The following is a 19,027-nucleotide window of genomic DNA, read 5'->3' as shown; positions in this document are numbered from 1 at the left end:
CGCGTCGGCGCCGTCATCATCACCATGGGCAACCGGCCCGAGGAGCTGCGCTCCCTGCTCGACTCGGTGGCCAAGCAGGACGGTGACCCCGTCGAGGTGGTCGTCGTCGGCAACGGCTCCCCGGTGCCCGACGTCCCCGAGGGCGTGCGCACCGTCGAGCTGCCGGAGAACCTGGGCATCCCGGGCGGCCGCAATGTCGGCATAGAGGCGTTCGGTCCCGGCGGCCAGGACGTCGACATCCTGCTCTTCCTGGACGACGACGGCCTGCTCGCCCGGCACGACACCGCCGAGCTGTGCCGCGAGGCGTTCGCCGCCGACCCGGAGCTGGGCATCATCAGCTTCCGCATCGCCGATCCCGTCACCGGCGAGACCCAGCGCCGCCATGTGCCCCGGCTGCGCGCCTCGGACCCGATGCGTTCCTCGCGGGTGACCACCTTCCTGGGCGGCGCCAACGCGGTGCGCACCAAGGTGCTCGGCGAGGTCGGCGGGCTGCCCGCCGAGTTCTTCTACGCCCACGAGGAGACCGATCTGGCCTGGCGGGCACTGGACGCCGGCTGGCTGATCGACTACCGCTCCGACATGGTGCTGCTCCACCCGACGACCGCGCCCTCCCGGCACGCCGTCTACCACCGCATGGTGGCCCGCAACCGCGTCTGGCTCGCCCGGCGCAACCTCCCCGCCCTGCTGGTCCCCGTCTACCTGGGCGTCTGGCTGCTGCTCACGCTGGCCCGCCGCCCCTCGCGGCCGGCTCTCGCGGCCTGGTTCGGCGGCTTCAAGGAGGGCTGGACCACGCCCTGCGGTCCGCGCCGTCCGATGCGCTGGCGCACGGTCTGGCGGCTCACCCGGCTGGGCCGTCCCCCGGTCATCTGAGAAGCTTCTTACCTGAACAGCAAGCTTCTTACCGAGAGAGTCCGGGTTCTTACTCGTGAGTCACACAACGCATGACGCCGGTGTCGCGGTGAGCGCGATACCGTCGCCCGACGAGGGGCTGACGCCGGCCGAGCTGGCCGCCAGGTACGGACTCGCCGTCAGCGGCGCCCGTCCCTCGCTGGTGGAGTACGTCCGTCAGCTGTGGAGCCGGCGCCACTTCATCCTCGCCTTCTCGCAGGCGAAGCTGACGGCGCAGTACAGCCAGGCCAAGCTCGGCCAGCTGTGGCAGGTCGCCACCCCGCTGCTGAACGCGGCCGTGTACTACTTCATCTTCGGCGTCATCCTGCACGCCAGCCGCGGCATGTCCCATGACGTGTACATCCCGTTCCTGGTCACCGGCGTCTTCGTGTTCACCTTCACGCAGAGCTCGGTCATGTCGGGCGTGCGCGCCATCTCCGGGAACCTCGGCCTGGTGCGCGCCCTGCACTTCCCGCGCGCCTCGCTGCCGGTCTCCTTCTCGCTCCAGCAGCTCCAGCAGCTGCTGTTCTCGATGATCGTGCTGTTCATCGTGGCGATCGGCTTCGGCAGCTACCCCGGCATGTCCTGGCTGCTGATCGTGCCGATCCTGGCGCTGCAGTTCCTGTTCAACACCGGTCTCGCGCTGATCGTGGCCCGCATGGGCGCCAAGACGCCGGACATGGCGCAGCTGATGCCGTTCGTGCTGCGCACCTGGATGTACACCTCCGGCGTGATGTTCTCCATCAGCACGATGATGGCGGACCGCCCGGAGTGGGCGGTGCGGCTGCTTCAGGTCAACCCGGCCGCGATCTACATGGACCTGATGCGCTTCGCGCTGATCGACGGCTACGGCGCCTCGAACCTGCCCCCGCACGTGTGGGCGATCGCGGTGTTCTGGGCCGTGGCGGTCTTCGCCGGCGGCTTCGTGTACTTCTGGAAGGCGGAGGAGCGGTACGGCCGTGGCTGAGCAGAACGCCGAGCAGCACCCCCAGCAGAGCATCACGGACACCGGCGAGCGCCGCCCGACGGTCATCGCGGACGATCTGCACATCGTCTACCGGGTCAACGGCGCCAAGACCGGCAAGGGCAGCGCGACGGCCGCTCTCAGCCGGATCCTCAAGCGCGGCGAGGAGCGCGGCGTGCGCAAGGTGCACGCCGTACGCGGGGTCTCCTTCGTCTCCTACCGCGGCGAGGCCATCGGCCTGATCGGCTCCAACGGCTCCGGCAAGTCCACCCTGCTGCGCGCCATCGCCGGCCTGCTGCCCGCGGAGCGGGGCAAGGTCTACACCGACGGCCAGCCCTCCCTGCTGGGCGTGAACGCGGCCCTGATGAACGACCTGACCGGCGAGCGCAACGTCATCCTGGGCGGCCTCGCCATGGGCATGTCGCGCGAGCAGATCAAGGAGCGTTATCAGGACATCGTCGACTTCTCCGGGATCAACGAGAAGGGCGACTTCATCACCCTGCCGATGCGCACCTACTCCTCCGGTATGGCGGCGCGGCTGCGTTTCTCGATCGCGGCCGCCAAGGACCACGACGTCCTCATGATCGACGAGGCCCTCGCCACCGGTGACCGCAAGTTCCAGAAGCGCTCCGAGGAACGCATCCGGGAACTGCGCAAGGAGGCCGGCACGGTCTTTCTGGTCAGCCACAACAACAAGTCCATCCGTGACACCTGCAACCGCGTGCTGTGGCTGGAACGCGGTGAGCTGCGCATGGACGGGCCGACCGAAGAGGTGCTCAAGGAGTACGAGAAGTTCACGGGCAAGTGAACCGTTTCGGCCAGGGCCCCGCCGGCGACCTGCCGGCGGGGCCCTGCGTCTGCAAAGGAAGCGTCAACTCCCAAGGCTCTCAGGAATCTTGACGCCAATCGGTGTGTTCTTGTGATGTGCGGGACACCCCCTCGAATCTTGATGTGTTGTACAACGTAAGCTGTACCGGTGCCGGAAAGCGGCAAGTGGGGCGATAATGCGCGACACCCTGCGCCAGGCCACGCCCCGCGAATTGCCGGGCGGCGTGTCCGAAATAGTGTGTATTGGGTCGGCAGTGTAGAACGGGAGATGTGACGGCAATGGCTACGGAAACTCCCCAGCTCAACGCAGCATGTGCCGTTGCCGCCCCGGGCGCCGCCCGATGACGGCCACCAGACCGGCGCCGGACCTGGAACGCGCCACCCTCGACAAGGCCGCGAGCGAGAACTTCCCCGTGGCCCCCTTCTTCCTGCCCCGCGACTGGCGCGACGACCTCATGGCGGTCTACGGCTTCGCCCGTCTGGTCGACGACATCGGCGACGGCGACCTCGCCCCCGGCGGAGCCGACGCCGAACTGCTCGGCGTGTCGGCCACCGACGCCGGCGACCGGCTGCTGCTGCTCGACGCCTTCGAGGCCGATCTGCGCCGGGTCTTCGACGGCACCCCGGGCCATCCCCTGCTGCGCCGGCTCCAGCCCGTCGTACGGCGCCGGGCGCTCACCCCCGAGCCGTTCCTCGGCCTGATCGCCGCCAACCGCCAGGACCAGCTCGTCACCCGGTACGAGACGTACGACGACCTCCTCGCCTACTGCGAACTGTCCGCCAACCCCGTCGGCCGCCTCGTCCTCGCCGTCACCGGCACCTCGACCCCCGAGCGGATCCGTCTGTCCGACGCGATCTGCACCGCGCTCCAGATCGTGGAACACCTCCAGGACGTCGCCGAGGACTTCCGCCGCGACCGGGTCTACCTCCCGGCCGAGGACATGAAGCGCTTCCATGTCACGGAAACGGATCTGTCCGCGAAAACCGCGGGCGCATCGATGCGCGCCCTGGTTGCATACGAAGCACAACGCGCCCGCGATCTGCTGAATGAAGGCGCCCCCCTGGTGGGTAGCGTCCACGGCAGGTTGAAGCTGCTGCTCGCGGGGTTCGTGGCGGGGGGAAGGGCGGCGGTCCGCGCGATCGCCGCCGCCGAATACGACGTTCTTCCCGGCCCGCCCAAACCAGGCAAGGTCCAGTTGCTGCGTGAGGCGGGCGTGATTCTGCGAGGAGAGGGGTGATCCGGACCGTGGAGTCTGCGTCGCACGTGTCCGCACCGGTGCTCGCCGCCTACCGCTACTGCGAGACGGTGACCGGACAGCAGGCCCGTAACTTCGCGTACGGCATCCGGCTGCTGCCCACACCGAAGCGGCGCGCCATGTCGGCGCTGTACGCGTTCTCACGGCGTGTCGACGACATCGGCGACGGCGATCTGGCCGACGACGTGAAGGTGGCACGGCTCCAGGAGACCCGGGCCCTGCTCGCCCGGATCCGGGAGGGCGGCGTCGAGGAGGACGACACCGACCCGGTGGCCGTCGCCCTCACCCATGCCGCCGACGCCTTCCCGATCCCGCTCGGCGGCCTGGACGAGCTGATCGACGGCGTCGAGATGGACACGCGCGGGGAGACCTACGAGACCTGGGACGACCTGAAGGTCTACTGCCGGTGTGTCGCCGGTGCCATCGGCCGCCTCTCGCTCGGCGTGTTCGGCACCGAACCGGGCGCCCGCGGCGCCGAGCCCGCCGCCGAGTACGCCGACACGCTCGGCCTCGCGCTCCAGCTCACCAACATCCTGCGGGACGTCCGCGAGGACGCCCTGGGCGGCCGTACCTATCTGCCCGCCGACGACCTGGCCAAGTTCGGCTGCTCGGCCGGGTTCGAGCGGCCCACGCCGCCGGAGGGCTCCGACTTCGCGGGGCTCGTGCACTTCGAGGTCCGCCGCGCCCGCGCCCTCTTCGCCGAGGGCTACCAGCTGCTGCCCATGCTCGACCGGCGCAGCGGCGCCTGCGTGGCCGCCATGGCCGGTATCTACCGCCGTCTCCTCGACCGCATCGCGCGCGACCCCGAGGCGGTGCTGCGCGGCCGGGTCTCGCTGCCCGGACACGAGAAGGCGTACGTCGCCGTGCGCGGCCTGTCCGGCCTCGACACCCGGCAGGTCACCCGTCACGGCGCCGGGCGGCCCGTCGGGAGGCGCGCCTGATGGACCTCACCGAACCAGCGGACTTCCGCCGCTCAACCCCGCGCCCCGGCGTGGCGTCCCTGACTGCGACGACCGTACGTGCACCGTTCAACCAGCACGGTCGGCACGCACGGAAGGACGCACCATGAGCGACGGCGCACGCCCCGCACCGGGACAGCGCACCCCCGAGAGCGCGGCACGCGGCGCCGTCGTGATCGGCGGTGGCCTCGCCGGCATCACCGCGGCGCTCGCCCTCGCCGACGCGGGCGTGCGCGTCACCCTGCTCGAAGGCAGGCCCAGGCTGGGCGGCCTCGCCTTCTCCTTCCAGCGCGGCGGACTGACCGTCGACAACGGCCAGCACGTGTACCTGCGCTGCTGCACCGCCTACCGCTGGTTCCTCGACCGGATCGAGGGCGCGGCGCTGGCACCGCTGCAGGACCGCCTGGACGTGCCCGTCGTGGATCTCGCCAAGCCCGAGGGCCGGCGGCTCGGCAGGCTGCGGCGCGACCCGCTGCCCGTCCCCCTGCATCTGGGGCGCAGCCTGGCCGCCTATCCGCACCTCTCGCTCGCCGAGCGCGCCTCCGTCGGGCGTGCCGCGCTCGCGCTCAAGGGGCTCGATCTCGCTGATCCGGCCCTGGACACCCAGGACTTCGGCAGCTGGCTGGCCGCCCACGGCCAGTCCGCGCGTGCCATCGAGGCCCTGTGGGACCTGGTCGGGGTCGCCACCCTCAACGCGGTCGCGGGCGACTCCTCGCTGGGGCTCGCCGCGATGGTGTTCAAGACCGGTCTGCTGTCCGACCCGGGAGCGGCCGACATCGGCTGGGCCCATGTCCCGCTGGGTGAACTGCACGACCGGCTGGCCCGCAAGGCGCTCGACTCCGCGGGCGTGCGTACCGAGGTCCGTTCACGCGTCACCTCCGTCTCTGCCATGGAGAACGGCGGCTGGCGCGTCGAGGTTCCCGGCGAGAGCGTCGAAACCGACGCGGTCGTCCTCGCCGTACCCCAGCGCGAGGCGTACGAACTGCTGCCGCCCGGCGCCCTCGACGCCCCCGAGCGGCTGCTGGAGATCGGCACCGCCCCCATCCTCAACGTGCATGTGGTGTACGACCGCAAGGTCCTCGCGCGGCCCTTCTTCGCCGCCCTCGGCACCCCCGTGCAATGGGTCTTCGACCGCACCCACGCCTCCGGGCTGCGCTCGGGCCAGTACCTCGCGCTGTCCCAGTCGGCCGCGCGGGACGACATCGACCTCCCGGTCGCGGAGCTGCGCGAGCGCTACGTCCCGGAGCTGGAGAAGCTCATCCCGGGCACGCGCGGCGCCGTGATCGAGGACTTCTTCGTGACCCGGGAGCGCACGGCGACGTTCGCGCCCACCCCCGGCGTCGGCCGTCTGCGGCCCGGCGCCCGCACCAAGGCATCCGGCCTGTACCTGGCCGGAGCGTGGACCGCCACCGGGTGGCCCGCGACCATGGAGAGTGCGGTCCGCAGCGGAGTGAGCGCGGCCGACGCCGCGCTGCGCGCCCTGGGCCGGCCCCGCCCGAGCCGTCTCTTCGCCTTCGAGGAGGCGGCCTGATGCCTCATCGGCAGCCGGCGGCAGGCCCCCGCACCTTCGGTACCGCAACAAGAGGAGAGACTGTGCCCACTGTGCCCCCGGCCTCGACGGAGACCGCGGTGGACGTCACCGCGCTGCTGGAGCGCGGACGGACCCTGGCCACACCGGTCCTGCGTGCGGCCGTCGACCGCCTCGCTCCTCCCATGGACACCGTCGCCGCGTACCACTTCGGCTGGATCGACGCCGCCGGCAACCCGGCCGACGGCGACGGCGGCAAGGCCGTACGCCCCGCGCTCGCCGTGCTCTCCGCCGAGGTCACCGGCAGCGCGCCCGAGACCGGCGTGCCGGGCGCCGTCGCCGTCGAACTGGTCCACAACTTCTCGCTGCTGCACGACGACCTGATGGACGGCGACGAGCAGCGCCGCCACCGCGACACCGTCTGGAAGGTGCACGGCCCCGCCCAGGCCATCCTGGTCGGCGACGCCCTGTTCGCGCTGGCCAACGAGCTGCTGCTGGAGCTCGGCTCGGTCGAGGCCGGCCGCGCCACCCGCCGTCTGACCACCGCGACCCGCGCCCTGATCGACGGCCAGGCCCAGGACATCTCCTACGAGCACCGCGACCGCGTCAGCGTCGAGGAGTGCCTGGAGATGGAGGGCAACAAGACCGGCGCGCTGCTCGCCTGCGCCTCCTCCATCGGCGCGGTCCTCGGCGGCGCCGACGACGCCACCGCCGACGCGCTGGAGCGCTACGGCTACCACCTCGGCCTCGCCTTCCAGGCCGTGGACGACCTGCTCGGCATCTGGGGCGACCCGGAGGCCACCGGCAAGCAGACCTGGAGCGACCTGCGCCAGCGCAAGAAGTCGCTGCCGGTGGTCGCCGCGCTCGCGGCCGGCGGACCCGCCTCCGAGCGGCTCGGCGAGATCCTCGCCGCGGACGCCAAGAGCAGCGACTTCGAGAACTTCTCCGAGGAGGAGTTCGCGGCCCGCGCCGCCCTCATCGAGGAGGCCGGGGGCCGCGAATGGACCGCCGAGGAGGCGCGCCGCCAGCACACCATCGCCGTCAGCGCCCTGGACGCGGTCACCATGCCGGACCGGGTGCGGGCCGCCTTCACGGCCCTCGCCGACTTCGTCGTCGTACGAAAGAGATGATCACTATCGGTCGAACAAGCCTCGCGTAGTCGCCGGCCGGTGGCGCGACAGGAAGCACACCGGCCGACGGCGGACCCACAGCAGCACGTCTCGCACGACTGTACGAAGGGGAAGCCATGACAGCGACGACCGACGGAAGCACCGGGGCCACCTTGCCGTCCCGCGCTGCCGCGGCCAGCGACACCACCCTCACGACCCCCGAGGCGGCCGGGGTACCGGAAGCCGCCGCACGGGCCGCCCGCCGCGCCACCGACTTCCTGCTCTCCAGGCAGGACGCCGAGGGCTGGTGGAAGGGCGACCTGGAGACCAACGTCACCATGGACGCCGAGGACCTGCTGCTCCGCCAGTTCCTGGGCATCCAGGACGAGCGGACCACGCAGGCCGCCGCGAAGTTCATCCGCGGCGAGCAGCGCGCGGACGGCACCTGGGCCACCTTCTGGGGCGGGCCCGGCGAACTGTCCACCACCATCGAGGCGTACGTCGCCCTGCGCCTGGCCGGCGACGCGCCCGACGCCCCGCACATGGCGCGGGCCGCCGCCTGGATCCGCGAGCGCGGCGGCATCGCCTCCGCCCGGGTCTTCACCCGCATCTGGCTCGCCCTGTTCGGCTGGTGGAAATGGGAAGACCTGCCGGAGATGCCCCCGGAACTGATCTGGTTCCCCGGCTGGATGCCGCTGAACATCTACGACTTCGGGTGCTGGGCCCGGCAGACGATCGTGCCGCTCACCATCGTCTCGGCCAAGCGCCCGGTGCGCCCCGCGCCCTTCGCCCTGGACGAGCTGCACACCGACCCGGCGAACCCCAACCCGGCCAGGCCCCTCGCCCCGGCGAACACCTGGGACGGGGCCTTCCAGCGCCTGGACAAGGCGCTCCGGCAGCTGCGCAAGGTCGTCCCGCGCCGGCTGCGCAGGGCCGCGATGAACGCCGCCGCCCGCTGGATCATCGAGCGGCAGGAGAACGACGGCTGCTGGGGCGGCATCCAGCCCCCGGCCGTGTACTCGGTCATCGCCCTGCACCTGCTCGGCTACGACCTCGAACACCCCGTGCTGCGCGAGGGGTTGGCCTCCCTGGACCGGTTCGCCGTCTGGCGCGAGGACGGCGCCCGGATGATCGAGGCCTGCCAGTCCCCGGTGTGGGACACCTGCCTCGCCGCCATCGCGCTGGTCGACGCCGGACTGCCCGTCGACCATCCCCAACTGGTCAAGGCCGCCGACTGGCTGCTCGGCGAGGAGATCGTCCGGCCCGGCGACTGGGCGGTCAAACGCCCCCAACTTCCCCCGGGCGGCTGGGCGTTCGAGTTTCACAACGACAACTACCCGGACATCGACGACACCGCCGAGGTCTCCCTGGCGCTGCGCCGGATCCGGCACCACGACCCGGAGCGCACGGACCGGGCGATCGGGCGCGCGGTGCGCTGGAACCTCGGCATGCAGTCGAAGAACGGCGCGTGGGGCGCCTTCGACGTCGACAACACCAGCCCGTTCCCCAACCGGCTGCCGTTCTGCGACTTCGGCGAGGTCATCGACCCGCCGTCCGCCGACGTCACCGCGCACGTGGTGGAGATGCTCGCCGCCGAGGGCCTCGCCCACGACCCGCGCACCCGGCGCGGCATCGCCTGGCTGCTCGCCGAACAGGAGCAGAACGGGGCGTGGTTCGGCCGCTGGGGCGTCAACTACATCTACGGCACCGGGTCGGTGGTCCCGGCACTGACCGCGGCCGGGATGCCGGGCTCGCACCCGGCGATCCGGCGGGCCGTGAGCTGGCTGGAGTCGGTCCAGAACGACGACGGCGGCTGGGGCGAGGACCTGCGCTCCTACCAGCACGTCAAGGAGTGGGCCGGCCGGGGCGCCTCCACCCCCTCGCAGACCGCGTGGGCGCTGATGGCGCTGCTCGCGGCGGGGGAGAAGGACTCCAGGGCCGTCGAGCGGGGCGTCCAGTGGCTCGCGGCCACCCAGCGCGAGGACGGCACCTGGGACGAGCCGTACTTCACCGGCACCGGCTTCCCCTGGGACTTCTCCATCAACTACCACCTGTACCGGCAGGTGTTCCCGCTCACCGCGCTCGGCCGGTATCTGCACGGCGACCCCTTCGAGCGGCAGCTGCTCGCCAAGGCCCCCCGGCCGCGGCCCGTGGAGGCCAAGCCCGCCGGGTCACCGCTCTCCGAGGCCAAGGGGAGCTGATGTGAACGTCCAGCCCGCCCCGGCCCCGCTGCTGATCGCCTGCGCGCTCGGCATCGAGCACCTCGCCCTGCGCTCGGGCGACCGCGGCGGGGCCGGCGGGCCGGTCACGTTCCTCCGTACCGGGATGGGGCCGCGGGCGGCGCGGCGCTCCCTCACCCGCCACCTCGCCCGGCCCGCGCTCACCGACGCCGCCGTGCTGGCCACCGGCTTCTGCGCGGGCCTCACCCCGGGCATGCACCCTGGCGACCTGGTGGTCGCCGAGGAGACCCGGGACCCGCACGGGACCGTCCCGTGCGTGGGCACCGAACTGCTGGTGAAGGAACTCGCGCGGCGGCTGCCGGGCCGCGCGGTCCACACCGGCCCGCTCACCGGCTCCGATCATGTCGTCCGCGGCCCCGAACGGTCCGCCCTGCGCGCGATGGGCGCGATCGCCGTCGACATGGAGTCCGCGGCCACCCTGCTCGGCGCCGTGACCGCGGGCGAACGCCCGGTCGCCGCCGTCCGGGTGGTCGTCGACACTCCCGAACACGAACTCGTCCGGATCGGCACGGTGCGCGGTGGAATATCAGCATTCCGCGTTCTTCGTTCCGTACTTCCCGCATATTTCGAATGGCACCGTTCTTTGCTGCTCCCCCGGAGGTGAGCCCAGATGGCCATGCCGCTGCGTCAGTCCATCAAGGTCGCTACATACCTGGCCGAACAGAAGCTCCGCAAGCGGGACAAGTTCCCGCTCATCGTGGAGCTCGAACCGCTTTTCGCGTGCAACCTCAAGTGCGAGGGCTGCGGCAAGATCCAGCATCCGGCCGGGGTGCTCAAGCAGCGCATGCCGGTCGCCCAGGCGGTGGGCGCGGTGCTCGAATCGGGTGCGCCGATGGTCTCCATCGCGGGTGGCGAGCCCCTGATGCATCCTCAGATCGATGAGATCGTGCGGCAGTTGGTGGCCAAGAGGAAGTACGTCTTCCTGTGCACCAACGCGATGCTGCTGCGCAAGAAGATGGAGAAGTTCACCCCCTCGCCGTACTTCGCCTTCGCGGTGCACATCGACGGGCTGCGCGAGCGGCACGACGAGTCCGTTGCCAAGGAAGGCGTCTTCGACGAGGCGGTGGCGGCCATCAAGGAGGCCAAGCGGCGCGGCTTCCGGGTGACCACCAACTCCACCTTCTTCAACACCGACACCCCGCAGACCGTCGTCGAGGTGCTCAACTTCCTCAACGACGAGCTGAAGGTGGACGAGATGATGATCTCGCCCGCCTACGCCTACGAGAAGGCCCCGGACCAGGAGCACTTCCTGGGTGTGGAGCAGACCCGCGAGCTGTTCCGGAAGGCGTTCTCGGGCGGCAACCGCAAGAAGTGGCGGCTCAACCACTCCCCGCTCTTCCTGGACTTCCTGGAGGGCAAGGTCGACTTCCCGTGCACCGCGTGGGCGATCCCGAACTACTCGCTCTTCGGCTGGCAGCGCCCCTGCTACCTGATGAGCGACGGGTACGTGCCGACGTACCGGGAGCTGGTGGAGGACACCGACTGGGACAAGTACGGTCGCGGCAAGGACCCGCGCTGCGCCAACTGCATGGCGCACTGCGGCTACGAGCCCACCTCCGTGCTCGCCACCATGGGCTCCCTGTCGGAGTCGCTGCGGGCCCTGCGCGAGACGGTCTCGGGAAACCGGGCGTAGGGCGATGACCGCCGTACCCTTGGGCGTTCCCGAGGTGCCGGCCCGGCAGGTGGCCCCGCGGCGGCGGTCGCGGGAGATCCACGTCGGGCCGGTGGCGGTCGGGGGCGGCGCCCCGGTCTCGGTGCAGTCGATGACGACGACCCGTACGTCGGACATCGGCGCCACCCTCCAGCAGATCGCCGAACTCACCGCGTCCGGCTGCCAGATCGTCCGCGTCGCCTGCCCCACGCAGGACGACGCGGACGCCCTCGCGGTCATCGCGCGCAAGTCGCAGATCCCGGTGATCGCGGACATCCACTTCCAGCCCAAGTACGTCTTCGCGGCCATCGAGGCGGGCTGCGCGGCGGTCCGGGTCAACCCGGGCAACATCAAGAAGTTCGACGACCAGATCGCCGAGATCGCGCGCGCCGCGAAGGACCGCGGCACGCCGGTCCGGATCGGGGTCAACGCCGGTTCCCTGGACCGGCGGTTGCTCCAGAAGTACGGCAGGGCCACGCCGGAGGCGCTGGTCGAGTCGGCGCTGTGGGAGGCGTCGCTCTTCGAGGAGCACGACTTCCGGGACATCAAGATCTCGGTCAAGCACAACGACCCGGTCGTGATGATCGAGGCGTACCGGCAGCTGGCCGAGCAGTGCGACTACCCGCTGCACCTGGGTGTCACGGAGGCCGGTCCCGCGTTCCAGGGCACCGTCAAGTCGGCCGTCGCGTTCGGGGCGCTGCTGTCGAGGGGCATCGGCGACACCATCCGGGTGTCGCTGTCCGCGCCGCCGGCCGAGGAGGTCAAGGTCGGCATCCAGATCCTGCAGTCCCTCGGTCTGCGCGAGCGCCGCCTGGAGATCGTCTCCTGCCCCTCCTGCGGCCGCGCCCAGGTGGATGTCTACCGGCTCGCGGACGAGGTCACGGCGGGGCTCGACGGCCTCGAAGTGCCGCTGCGGGTGGCGGTGATGGGCTGTGTGGTCAACGGCCCCGGAGAGGCCCGTGAGGCCGATCTGGGAGTTGCCTCGGGCAACGGAAAGGGGCAGATCTTCGTCAAGGGGGAGGTCGTGCGGACCGTCCCGGAGTCCCGGATCGTCGAGACCCTGATCGAGGAGGCGCAGCGGCTCGCCGAGCGGATGAAGTGAGTCCACGTAAAGCACGGAGCGAGAGGGGGCCACGAACGTGACGATTCTGGAGACGATCCGGCAACCGCGTGACCTGAAGGGGCTGTCCGAGGCGGAACTCGGCGAACTGGCCGGGGAGATACGCGAGTTCCTGGTGCAAGCGGTCTCGCGCACCGGCGGTCATCTCGGACCCAACCTGGGCGTGGTGGAGCTGACCATCGCCCTGCACCGGGTCTTCGAGTCACCGGTCGACCGGATCCTCTGGGACACCGGCCATCAGACCTATGTGCACAAACTTCTGACAGGACGTCAGGACTTCTCCAAGCTGCGCGGCAAGGGCGGCCTCTCCGGCTACCCCGCGCGCGAGGAGTCCGAGCACGACGTCATCGAGAACAGCCACGCCTCGACCGCGCTCGGCTGGGCCGACGGCCTCGCCAAGGCGCGCGAGCTGAAGGGGGAGCGCAGCCATGTGGTCGCCGTCATCGGGGACGGCGCGCTGACCGGCGGCATGGCCTGGGAGGCGCTGAACAACATCGCGGACGCCCCGGACCGGCCGCTGATCATCGTGGTCAACGACAACGCGCGCTCCTACGCCCCCACCATCGGCGGACTCGCCGACCACCTGGCCACCCTGCGCACCACGAACGGCTACGAGAAGGTTCTCGCCTGGGGCAAGGAGGTCCTCCAGCGCACCCCCGTCGTCGGCGCGCCCCTCTACGAGTCCCTGCACGGCGCCAAGAAGGGCTTCAAGGACGCCTTCGCCCCGCAGGGGCTCTTCGAGGACCTGGGCCTGAAGTACCTCGGCCCGGTCGACGGGCACGACATCGGGGCCGTCGAGTCCGCGCTGCGCCGCGCCAAACGCTTCCGCGGGCCCGTCCTGGTGCACTGCCTCACCGAGAAGGGCCGCGGCTACGAGCCCGCGCTCGCCGACGAACTGGACCGCTTCCATGCCATCGGCGTGATGGACCCGGCGACCTGCGAACCGCTCACCGCCGCCGGCGGGCGGTCCTGGACCTCGGTGTTCGGCGAGGAGATCGCGCGGATCGGCGAGGAGCGCGAGGACGTCGTCGCGCTCACCGCGGCGATGCTGCACCCGGTCGGCCTCGGCGCCTTCGCCGAGCGCTTCCCGGACCGGGTCTGGGACGTGGGCATCGCCGAACAGCACGCGGTCACCTCGGCCGCCGGGCTCGCCACCGCCGGACTGCACCCGGTCGTCGCCCTGTACGCCACCTTCCTCAACCGCGCCTTCGACCAGGTGCTGATGGATGTCGCCCTGCACCGCTGCGGGGTCACCTTCGTCCTCGACCGGGCCGGCGTCACCGGCCCCGACGGCGCCTCCCACAACGGCATGTGGGACATGTCCCTCCTTCAGGTGGTGCCGGGCCTGCGGATCGCCGCCCCGCGTGACGCGACCCGGCTGCGCGCCCAGTTGCGGGAGGCGGTGGCCGTGGACGACGCGCCGACCGTGGTGCGCTTCCCGAAGGAGAACGTCGGCCCGGACATCCCGGCCGTCGACCGGGTGGGCGGCATGGACGTGCTGCACCGGGCGGAGGGCGCGAAGGTGCTGCTGGTCGCCGTCGGTGTGATGGCGCCGGTGTGCCTCGGCGCGGCGGAACTCCTCGCGGAGGGCGGCACCGGATGCACGGTGGTCGACCCCCGGTGGGTCAAGCCGGTCGACGCCGCCCTGCCGCGACTGGCCTCGGAGCACCGGCTGGTGGTCGTCGTGGAGGACAACAGCCGTGCCTCCGGCGTCGGTTCGGCCGTCGCGGGGGCCCTCAGGGACGCCGGAGTGGACGTGCCGGTACGGCAGTTCGGCATCCCGGACCAGTTCCTGCCGCACGCCAAGCGCAGTGAGGTACTGGCCGACCTCGGTCTCACGCCGGTGGAGATCGCCGGACGCATTTCAGCGAGCCTGGCCGTCAAGGATGTCGACGGCACCGTCAAGGAGAGTGCATGACCAGCGAGTTCGACCTCGGCGCCCTGCTCGCCGAGCGCGGAGCCGAGCGCTACGAGCTGCACACGAAGTACCTCAACCCGCAGCTCCCGCGCATGTTGCACACCATCGGCTTCGACAAGGTCTACGAGCGCGCCGAGGGCGCCCACTTCTTCGACGCCGACGGCAACGACCACCTGGACATGCTCGCCGGGTTCGGGGTGATGGGCCTCGGCCGCCACCACCCGGTCGTCCGCAAGGCGCTGCACGACGTCGTCGACCTGGACCTCGCCGACCTCACCCGGTTCGACTGCCAGCCGCTGCCCGGACTGCTCGCCGAGCGGCTGCTCGCCCACAGCCCGCACCTGGACCGGGTGTTCTTCGGCAACAGCGGCACCGAGGCGGTCGAGACGGCCCTGAAGTTCGCCCGCTACGCCACCGGCCGGCCCCGCGTCCTGTACTGCGAGCACGCCTTCCACGGGCTGACGACCGGCTCGCTGTCCGTCAACGGGGAGAACGGCTTCCGCGACGGCTTCGCCCCGCTGCTGCCCGACACCGCCGTACCCCTCGGTGATCTCGACGCCCTGGCACGGGAGTTGAAGAAGGGCGATGTGGCCGCGCTGATCGTGGAGCCGATCCAGGGCAAGGGCGTGCACGAGGCGCCGCCCGGCTATCTGCGCGCGGCCCAGGAGCTGTTGCACAGGCACAAGGCCCTGCTGATCGCGGACGAGGTGCAGACCGGCCTCGGCCGCACCGGCGACTTCTACGCCTACCAGCACGAGGACGGCGTGGAACCGGACCTGGTGTGCGTCGCCAAGGCCCTGTCGGGCGGCTATGTCCCGGTCGGCGCGACCCTCGGCAAGGACTGGATCTTCAAGAAGGTCTACTCGTCCATGGACCGCGTCCTGGTCCACTCGGCGAGCTTCGGCGCCAACGCGCAGGCGATGGCGTGCGGGCTCGCCGTGCTGTCGGTCATGGAGAACGAGCAGATCGTCGCGGGCGTGCGCACCACGGGCGAGCTGCTGAAGTCCCGGCTCACCGAGCTGATCGACACGTACGAGCTGCTGTCGGACGTGCGCGGCCGGGGTCTGATGATCGGCATCGAGTTCGGCAAGCCGTCCTCGCTGAAGCTGCGCAGCCGCTGGGCCATGCTCCAGGCCGCCCGCAAGGGTCTGTTCGCCCAGATGGTCGTCGTACCGCTGCTCCAGCGGCACCGGATCCTCACCCAGGTCTCCGGCGACCACCTCGAAGTGATCAAGCTGATCCCGCCGCTCGTCTTCGGCGAGGCCGACGTGGACCGGTTCGTCGAGGGCTTCGCCGCGGTGATGGACGACGCGCACAGCGGGGGCGGACTGATGTGGGACTTCGGCAAGACGCTGATCAAGCAGGCGGTGGCCAACCGCTGACCGTCGGTACACGCCGGGCCTGACGGGCCGCCCGCGAGGCCCGGCGCCGCCGCTTTTGCCTCGGAGGCAAGAAATTTGCCCGACGGGCAAAAGTGGCGCTGAATGGAGGCATGAACGCCTCAGATGCCGCATCGCCCGCGGCGGGCCAGGGTGACGATCTGCCCGCCGTGGCGCCGCAACTGCGCGCACTGCGCCGACGGGCCGGCCTCACCCTGGAGGCCGCGGCCCGGGACGCCGGACTCTCACCGGCCCATCTGTCCCGGCTGGAGACCGGGCAGCGACAGCCCTCGCTGCCGATGCTGCTCGCGCTCGCCCGTATCTACGGTACGACGGTCTCCGAACTCCTCGGCGAACGGGTCGCCGACCAGAACGCGATCGTCCGGGCCGCCGACATGGACCCGACCCGGGCCGCCGGGTGGACCTACTTCCAGGCCGGGGCCCCCGGCCGCGGGATGCAGGCCCTGCGGGTGCACGCGCCCTACGGCACCCAGGGCGACATCGTGCGCGTCCACCCCGGCGAGGAGTGGCTCTACGTCCTGAAGGGACGGCTGCGGCTGCGCCTCGGCGACGCCACGCATCTGCTCGCCCCCGGCGACAGCGCCCACTTCGACTCGCTCACCCCGCACCGCCTCGCCGCCGAGGACCCGGACGGCGTGGAGCTGCTGTTCGTCCACACCCTGCTGCAGAGCCCCACGGCCGCACTGTGCCTGGGACACCTGAACGGAGAGCTGTCATGAGCGACCTGGAGACCAAGTTCCCCCGTTCCCTGTGGATCCGGCTGATCATCTACATCGCCTTCGGGCACCTGCTGGCCGCGTTCCTCTATCTGCTGTTCGCGCTCGGCGGCAAGGGCTGAGCCCGCGCCCGCGCACCGGGCGGGCGCGGACCGGACACCGGGGTCAGTCCACCAGCCGCGCCCGCAGCCGCTCCCGGGTCCCGGGCGTCAGCCGCAGGCCCTGCTCCAGATAGCGGTCCACGCCGCCCCACGTCTCGTCGATGCTGTCGAAGGCGGCCGCCAGATACTCCGCGCGCGCGTCGAACAGCGGGCTGAGCAGCTCCATCACCTCGGGCGTGTACGCGCCCTGCTCGCTGCCGCTGCGCCGCACCTTGTAGCGGCGGTGCTTGGCGTTGGACTCCAGGTAGTCGGCCATGATCGCGTCCCGCTCCACCCCGGCGGCGAGCAGGATGACGGCTATGGAGATGCCCGCGCGGTCCTTGCCGGCCGCGCAGTGCAGCAGCGCCGGGACGCTGTCCTCGGCGATCGCGTGCAGCACCCGGGAGTGCTCGCTGGTGCGGTTGCGCACGGTCGAGCGGTACGAGGCCACCATGCGGGCCGCGCCCTTGCCGTCGTCCAGGATCGCGCGCAGCTCGTCGAGGTCGCCGTCGCGGACCAGCTTCCAGAACTCGGCGCCGTCCGCCGGGTCGCTCAGCGGCAGATTCACATTGCGCACGCCGGGCAGCGCGATGTCCGGGCCCTCGAGCTTCTGGTCGGCCGCGTTGCGGAAGTCGAAGACGGTGTGCAGGCCCAGGGAGGAGAGGAAGACCGCGTCCTGCGCGGTCGCGTGCGCCAGGTGACCGCTGCGGAACAGCACGCCCTGGCGCAGCCGGCGTCCGTCCACGGTCGGCAGCCCGCCGACGTCACGGAAATTGCGCACACCGGCCAGCTCCGGCTCGGTCGACGGGACCTGCTGCGTCACGGGGGCTCCTCCCGATCGGTCCCCGCCGTCACGGCTCGCGGCGGGCGCTGCGTCGACGATACGGCATTGGTTTCGTGGGGCAATGAGTTGTCCACAGGCATGATCGACGGGGGGCGGCCGGGCGCCAACAGCCCTGCCCGTGACTGTATTCCTGGAACGGGGAAAATCGCGGAGTGGCTCATCTCACCGTTCGTCAACCCCTTCCTACGGTCGCGTAAGTCACACCCCGCGGTGAATCATGGCCCGACGTGGCAGACGATTCGAAGAGTGACAGCAGATCAGTGATCGGGTCGTACGTGGCGGTGGGGGACAGCTTCACCGAGGGCGTCGGCGATCCCGGCCCCGACGGGGCGTTCGTGGGCTGGGCGGACCGGTTCGCGGTACTGCTCGCCGATCGGCGGCCCGAGGGGGACTTCCAGTACACCAATCTCGCCGTGCGCGGGAAGCTGCTGGACCAGGTCGTGGCCGACCAGGTCCCGCGGGCGGCCGAACTCGCCCCGGATCTGGTCTCCCTGTGCGCGGGCGGAAACGACATCATCCGCCCCGGCACCGACCCGGACGAGGTGGCCGAGCGGTTCGAGGCGGCCGTGGCCCGGCTCGCCGAGACGGCCGGCACCGTCATGGTGACCACCGGCTTCGACACCCGGGGCGTCCCGCTGCTCAAGCACCTGCGCGGCAAGATCGCCACGTACAACGGGCATGTGCGGGCCATCGCCGACCGGTACGGCTGCCCGGTGCTCGACCTGTGGTCGCTGAGGTCCGTGCAGGACCGCCGGGCCTGGGACAGCGACCGGCTGCACCTCTCGCCCGAGGGGCACACCCGCGTCGCGCTGCGCGCCGGGCAGGCGCTCGGTCTGGAGATCCCGGCCGACCCGGAGCAGCCGTGGCCGCCGCTGCCGCCCCGGGGCACCCTGGACGTCCGCCGCGACGACGTGCACTGGGCCCGCGAGCACCTCGTGCCCTGGATCGGCCGCCGGCTGCGCGGCGAGTCCTCCGGTGACCACGTCACCGCGAAGGGCACCCTGTCGCCCGAGGACATCCGGATGCGCATCGCCTCCGTGGCCTGAGCGACCCGGAACAGCCGACGCCCCGCCTCGCACCCCACCGGGTGCGGTGCGGGGCGCGCGCGTCTCGCCGTAAATGTCCGCTTGCCGCCCGCGTGCCGCTCCCCGCCCGGCGGCAGAAGTCATGCAACTCGCTTTCGGAATTCCGGTTCGCGTTCTCTCGTTCCCGCATGGAAATCGGTGACGCCCGCGCCGGCTACTCGGGGTGGCGGTCGCGGCCGTTCGGAAGCTCGCCCGAACGGGTCTCCTCCAAGAGGGCCGTGTACTTGCGCGAGAGCTCCTCGTACCGCTCGTCCGCCCTGTCCCCGGCGCGTTTACGCCGGGTCATGACGTACAGAGCGAGCGGCCCGGTGATCATCGAGACGACCGGGATCAGCGCCCACCACGGCATGGTTCCTCCCCTGGATGCGTGGTGCCCCGGCG

The 19,027-nt window shown here is 71.3% G+C and carries 19 protein-coding genes; 17 read left to right on the top strand and 2 right to left on the bottom strand.

Going from position 1 to position 19,027, the window contains the following annotated elements; genetic code table 11:
• Positions 1-24 precede the first annotated feature (24 nt).
• The 16 genes from QHG49_RS06040 (at position 25) to QHG49_RS05970 (ending at position 16,699) form a co-directional block, all read left to right on the top strand.
• Entirely contained in the window at positions 25-870 is an 846-nt protein-coding gene (locus QHG49_RS06040) for a glycosyltransferase family 2 protein (protein WP_301492711.1), read from the top strand.
• 55 nt (positions 871-925) lie between these two features.
• Positions 926-1,855 (top strand): ABC transporter permease, encoded by a 930-nt coding sequence (locus tag QHG49_RS06035; RefSeq protein WP_145492157.1) that lies wholly within the window; start codon positions 926-928, stop codon positions 1,853-1,855.
• Entirely contained in the window at positions 1,848-2,660 is an 813-nt protein-coding gene (locus QHG49_RS06030; RefSeq protein ID WP_370530432.1) for an ABC transporter ATP-binding protein, read from the top strand. Before QHG49_RS06035 ends, QHG49_RS06030 begins: the two co-directional genes overlap by 8 nt.
• A gap of 361 nt (positions 2,661-3,021) precedes the next feature.
• Positions 3,022-3,918, top strand: coding sequence for a squalene synthase HpnC (gene hpnC, locus QHG49_RS06025; RefSeq protein WP_159706538.1), 897 nt, complete (start codon positions 3,022-3,024; stop codon positions 3,916-3,918).
• Positions 3,915-4,877, top strand: a complete 963-nt coding sequence (gene hpnD, locus QHG49_RS06020; RefSeq protein WP_301487621.1) for a presqualene diphosphate synthase HpnD — start codon at positions 3,915-3,917, stop codon at positions 4,875-4,877. The genes hpnC and hpnD overlap by 4 nt, the downstream gene beginning before the upstream one ends.
• Positions 4,877-5,005 (top strand): DUF6380 family protein, encoded by a 129-nt coding sequence (locus QHG49_RS34055; protein WP_222128872.1) that lies wholly within the window; start codon positions 4,877-4,879, stop codon positions 5,003-5,005. The genes hpnD and QHG49_RS34055 overlap by 1 nt, the downstream gene beginning before the upstream one ends.
• A complete protein-coding gene (hpnE, locus tag QHG49_RS06015; protein WP_159706540.1) occupies positions 5,002-6,426 on the top strand; it encodes a hydroxysqualene dehydroxylase HpnE in 1,425 nt (474 codons plus the stop codon). The genes QHG49_RS34055 and hpnE overlap by 4 nt, the downstream gene beginning before the upstream one ends.
• Complete coding sequence (locus QHG49_RS06010) at positions 6,426-7,553, top strand: polyprenyl synthetase family protein (RefSeq protein WP_107437218.1); 1,128 nt, start codon at positions 6,426-6,428, stop codon at positions 7,551-7,553. Before hpnE ends, QHG49_RS06010 begins: the two co-directional genes overlap by 1 nt.
• A 116-nt stretch (positions 7,554-7,669) precedes the next feature.
• Positions 7,670-9,733 carry a squalene--hopene cyclase gene (gene shc / locus QHG49_RS06005; protein WP_301487617.1) on the top strand — a complete coding sequence of 688 codons (2,064 nt, stop codon included), beginning with the start codon at positions 7,670-7,672 and terminating at the stop codon, positions 9,731-9,733.
• A 1-nt stretch (position 9,734) separates the two neighbouring features.
• On the top strand, positions 9,735-10,376 hold the full coding sequence (locus QHG49_RS06000) for a 1-hydroxy-2-methyl-2-butenyl 4-diphosphate reductase (RefSeq protein WP_159706544.1): 642 nt from the start codon (positions 9,735-9,737) through the stop codon (positions 10,374-10,376).
• A 6-nt stretch (positions 10,377-10,382) separates the two neighbouring features.
• Positions 10,383-11,405 carry an adenosyl-hopene transferase HpnH gene (gene hpnH / locus QHG49_RS05995; protein ID WP_159706546.1) on the top strand — a complete coding sequence of 341 codons (1,023 nt, stop codon included), beginning with the start codon at positions 10,383-10,385 and terminating at the stop codon, positions 11,403-11,405.
• 4 nt (positions 11,406-11,409) lie between these two features.
• Positions 11,410-12,525 (top strand): flavodoxin-dependent (E)-4-hydroxy-3-methylbut-2-enyl-diphosphate synthase, encoded by a 1,116-nt coding sequence (gene ispG / locus QHG49_RS05990; RefSeq protein WP_159706548.1) that lies wholly within the window; start codon positions 11,410-11,412, stop codon positions 12,523-12,525.
• Positions 12,526-12,562: 37 nt separating this feature from the next.
• Entirely contained in the window at positions 12,563-14,461 is a 1,899-nt protein-coding gene (gene dxs / locus QHG49_RS05985; protein ID WP_301487615.1) for a 1-deoxy-D-xylulose-5-phosphate synthase, read from the top strand.
• Entirely contained in the window at positions 14,458-15,843 is a 1,386-nt protein-coding gene (locus QHG49_RS05980; RefSeq protein ID WP_301487613.1) for an aspartate aminotransferase family protein, read from the top strand. Before dxs ends, QHG49_RS05980 begins: the two co-directional genes overlap by 4 nt.
• Before the next feature lie 110 nt (positions 15,844-15,953).
• On the top strand, positions 15,954-16,580 hold the full coding sequence (locus QHG49_RS05975) for a helix-turn-helix domain-containing protein (RefSeq protein ID WP_145492179.1): 627 nt from the start codon (positions 15,954-15,956) through the stop codon (positions 16,578-16,580).
• Positions 16,577-16,699: a DUF6126 family protein gene (locus tag QHG49_RS05970; RefSeq protein ID WP_145492181.1), complete on the top strand. Its 123-nt coding sequence runs from the start codon at positions 16,577-16,579 to the stop codon at positions 16,697-16,699. The genes QHG49_RS05975 and QHG49_RS05970 overlap by 4 nt, the downstream gene beginning before the upstream one ends.
• A gap of 43 nt (positions 16,700-16,742) precedes the next feature.
• Here the strand turns inward: QHG49_RS05970 and QHG49_RS05965 are convergent, their stop codons facing one another.
• Positions 16,743-17,540, bottom strand: coding sequence for a tyrosine-protein phosphatase (locus tag QHG49_RS05965; protein WP_159706550.1), 798 nt, complete (start codon positions 17,538-17,540; stop codon positions 16,743-16,745).
• A 281-nt stretch (positions 17,541-17,821) separates the two neighbouring features.
• Between QHG49_RS05965 and QHG49_RS05960 the strand changes: the two genes are divergently transcribed.
• Positions 17,822-18,607, top strand: a complete 786-nt coding sequence (locus QHG49_RS05960; RefSeq protein ID WP_145492243.1) for an SGNH/GDSL hydrolase family protein — start codon at positions 17,822-17,824, stop codon at positions 18,605-18,607.
• Positions 18,608-18,800: 193 nt separating this feature from the next.
• On the opposite strand, the gene QHG49_RS05955 is transcribed toward QHG49_RS05960, so the two are convergent.
• Complete coding sequence (locus QHG49_RS05955; protein ID WP_145492185.1) at positions 18,801-18,995, bottom strand: hypothetical protein; 195 nt, start codon at positions 18,993-18,995, stop codon at positions 18,801-18,803.
• Positions 18,996-19,027 lie beyond the last annotated feature (32 nt).

It is taken from the genome of Streptomyces sp. WP-1 (genome assembly GCF_030450125.1).
Taxonomy (GTDB): domain Bacteria; phylum Actinomycetota; class Actinomycetes; order Streptomycetales; family Streptomycetaceae; genus Streptomyces; species Streptomyces incarnatus.
Note: the sequence above shows the minus strand (reverse complement) of the source record. Positions and strands in the feature narration are given on the sequence as shown.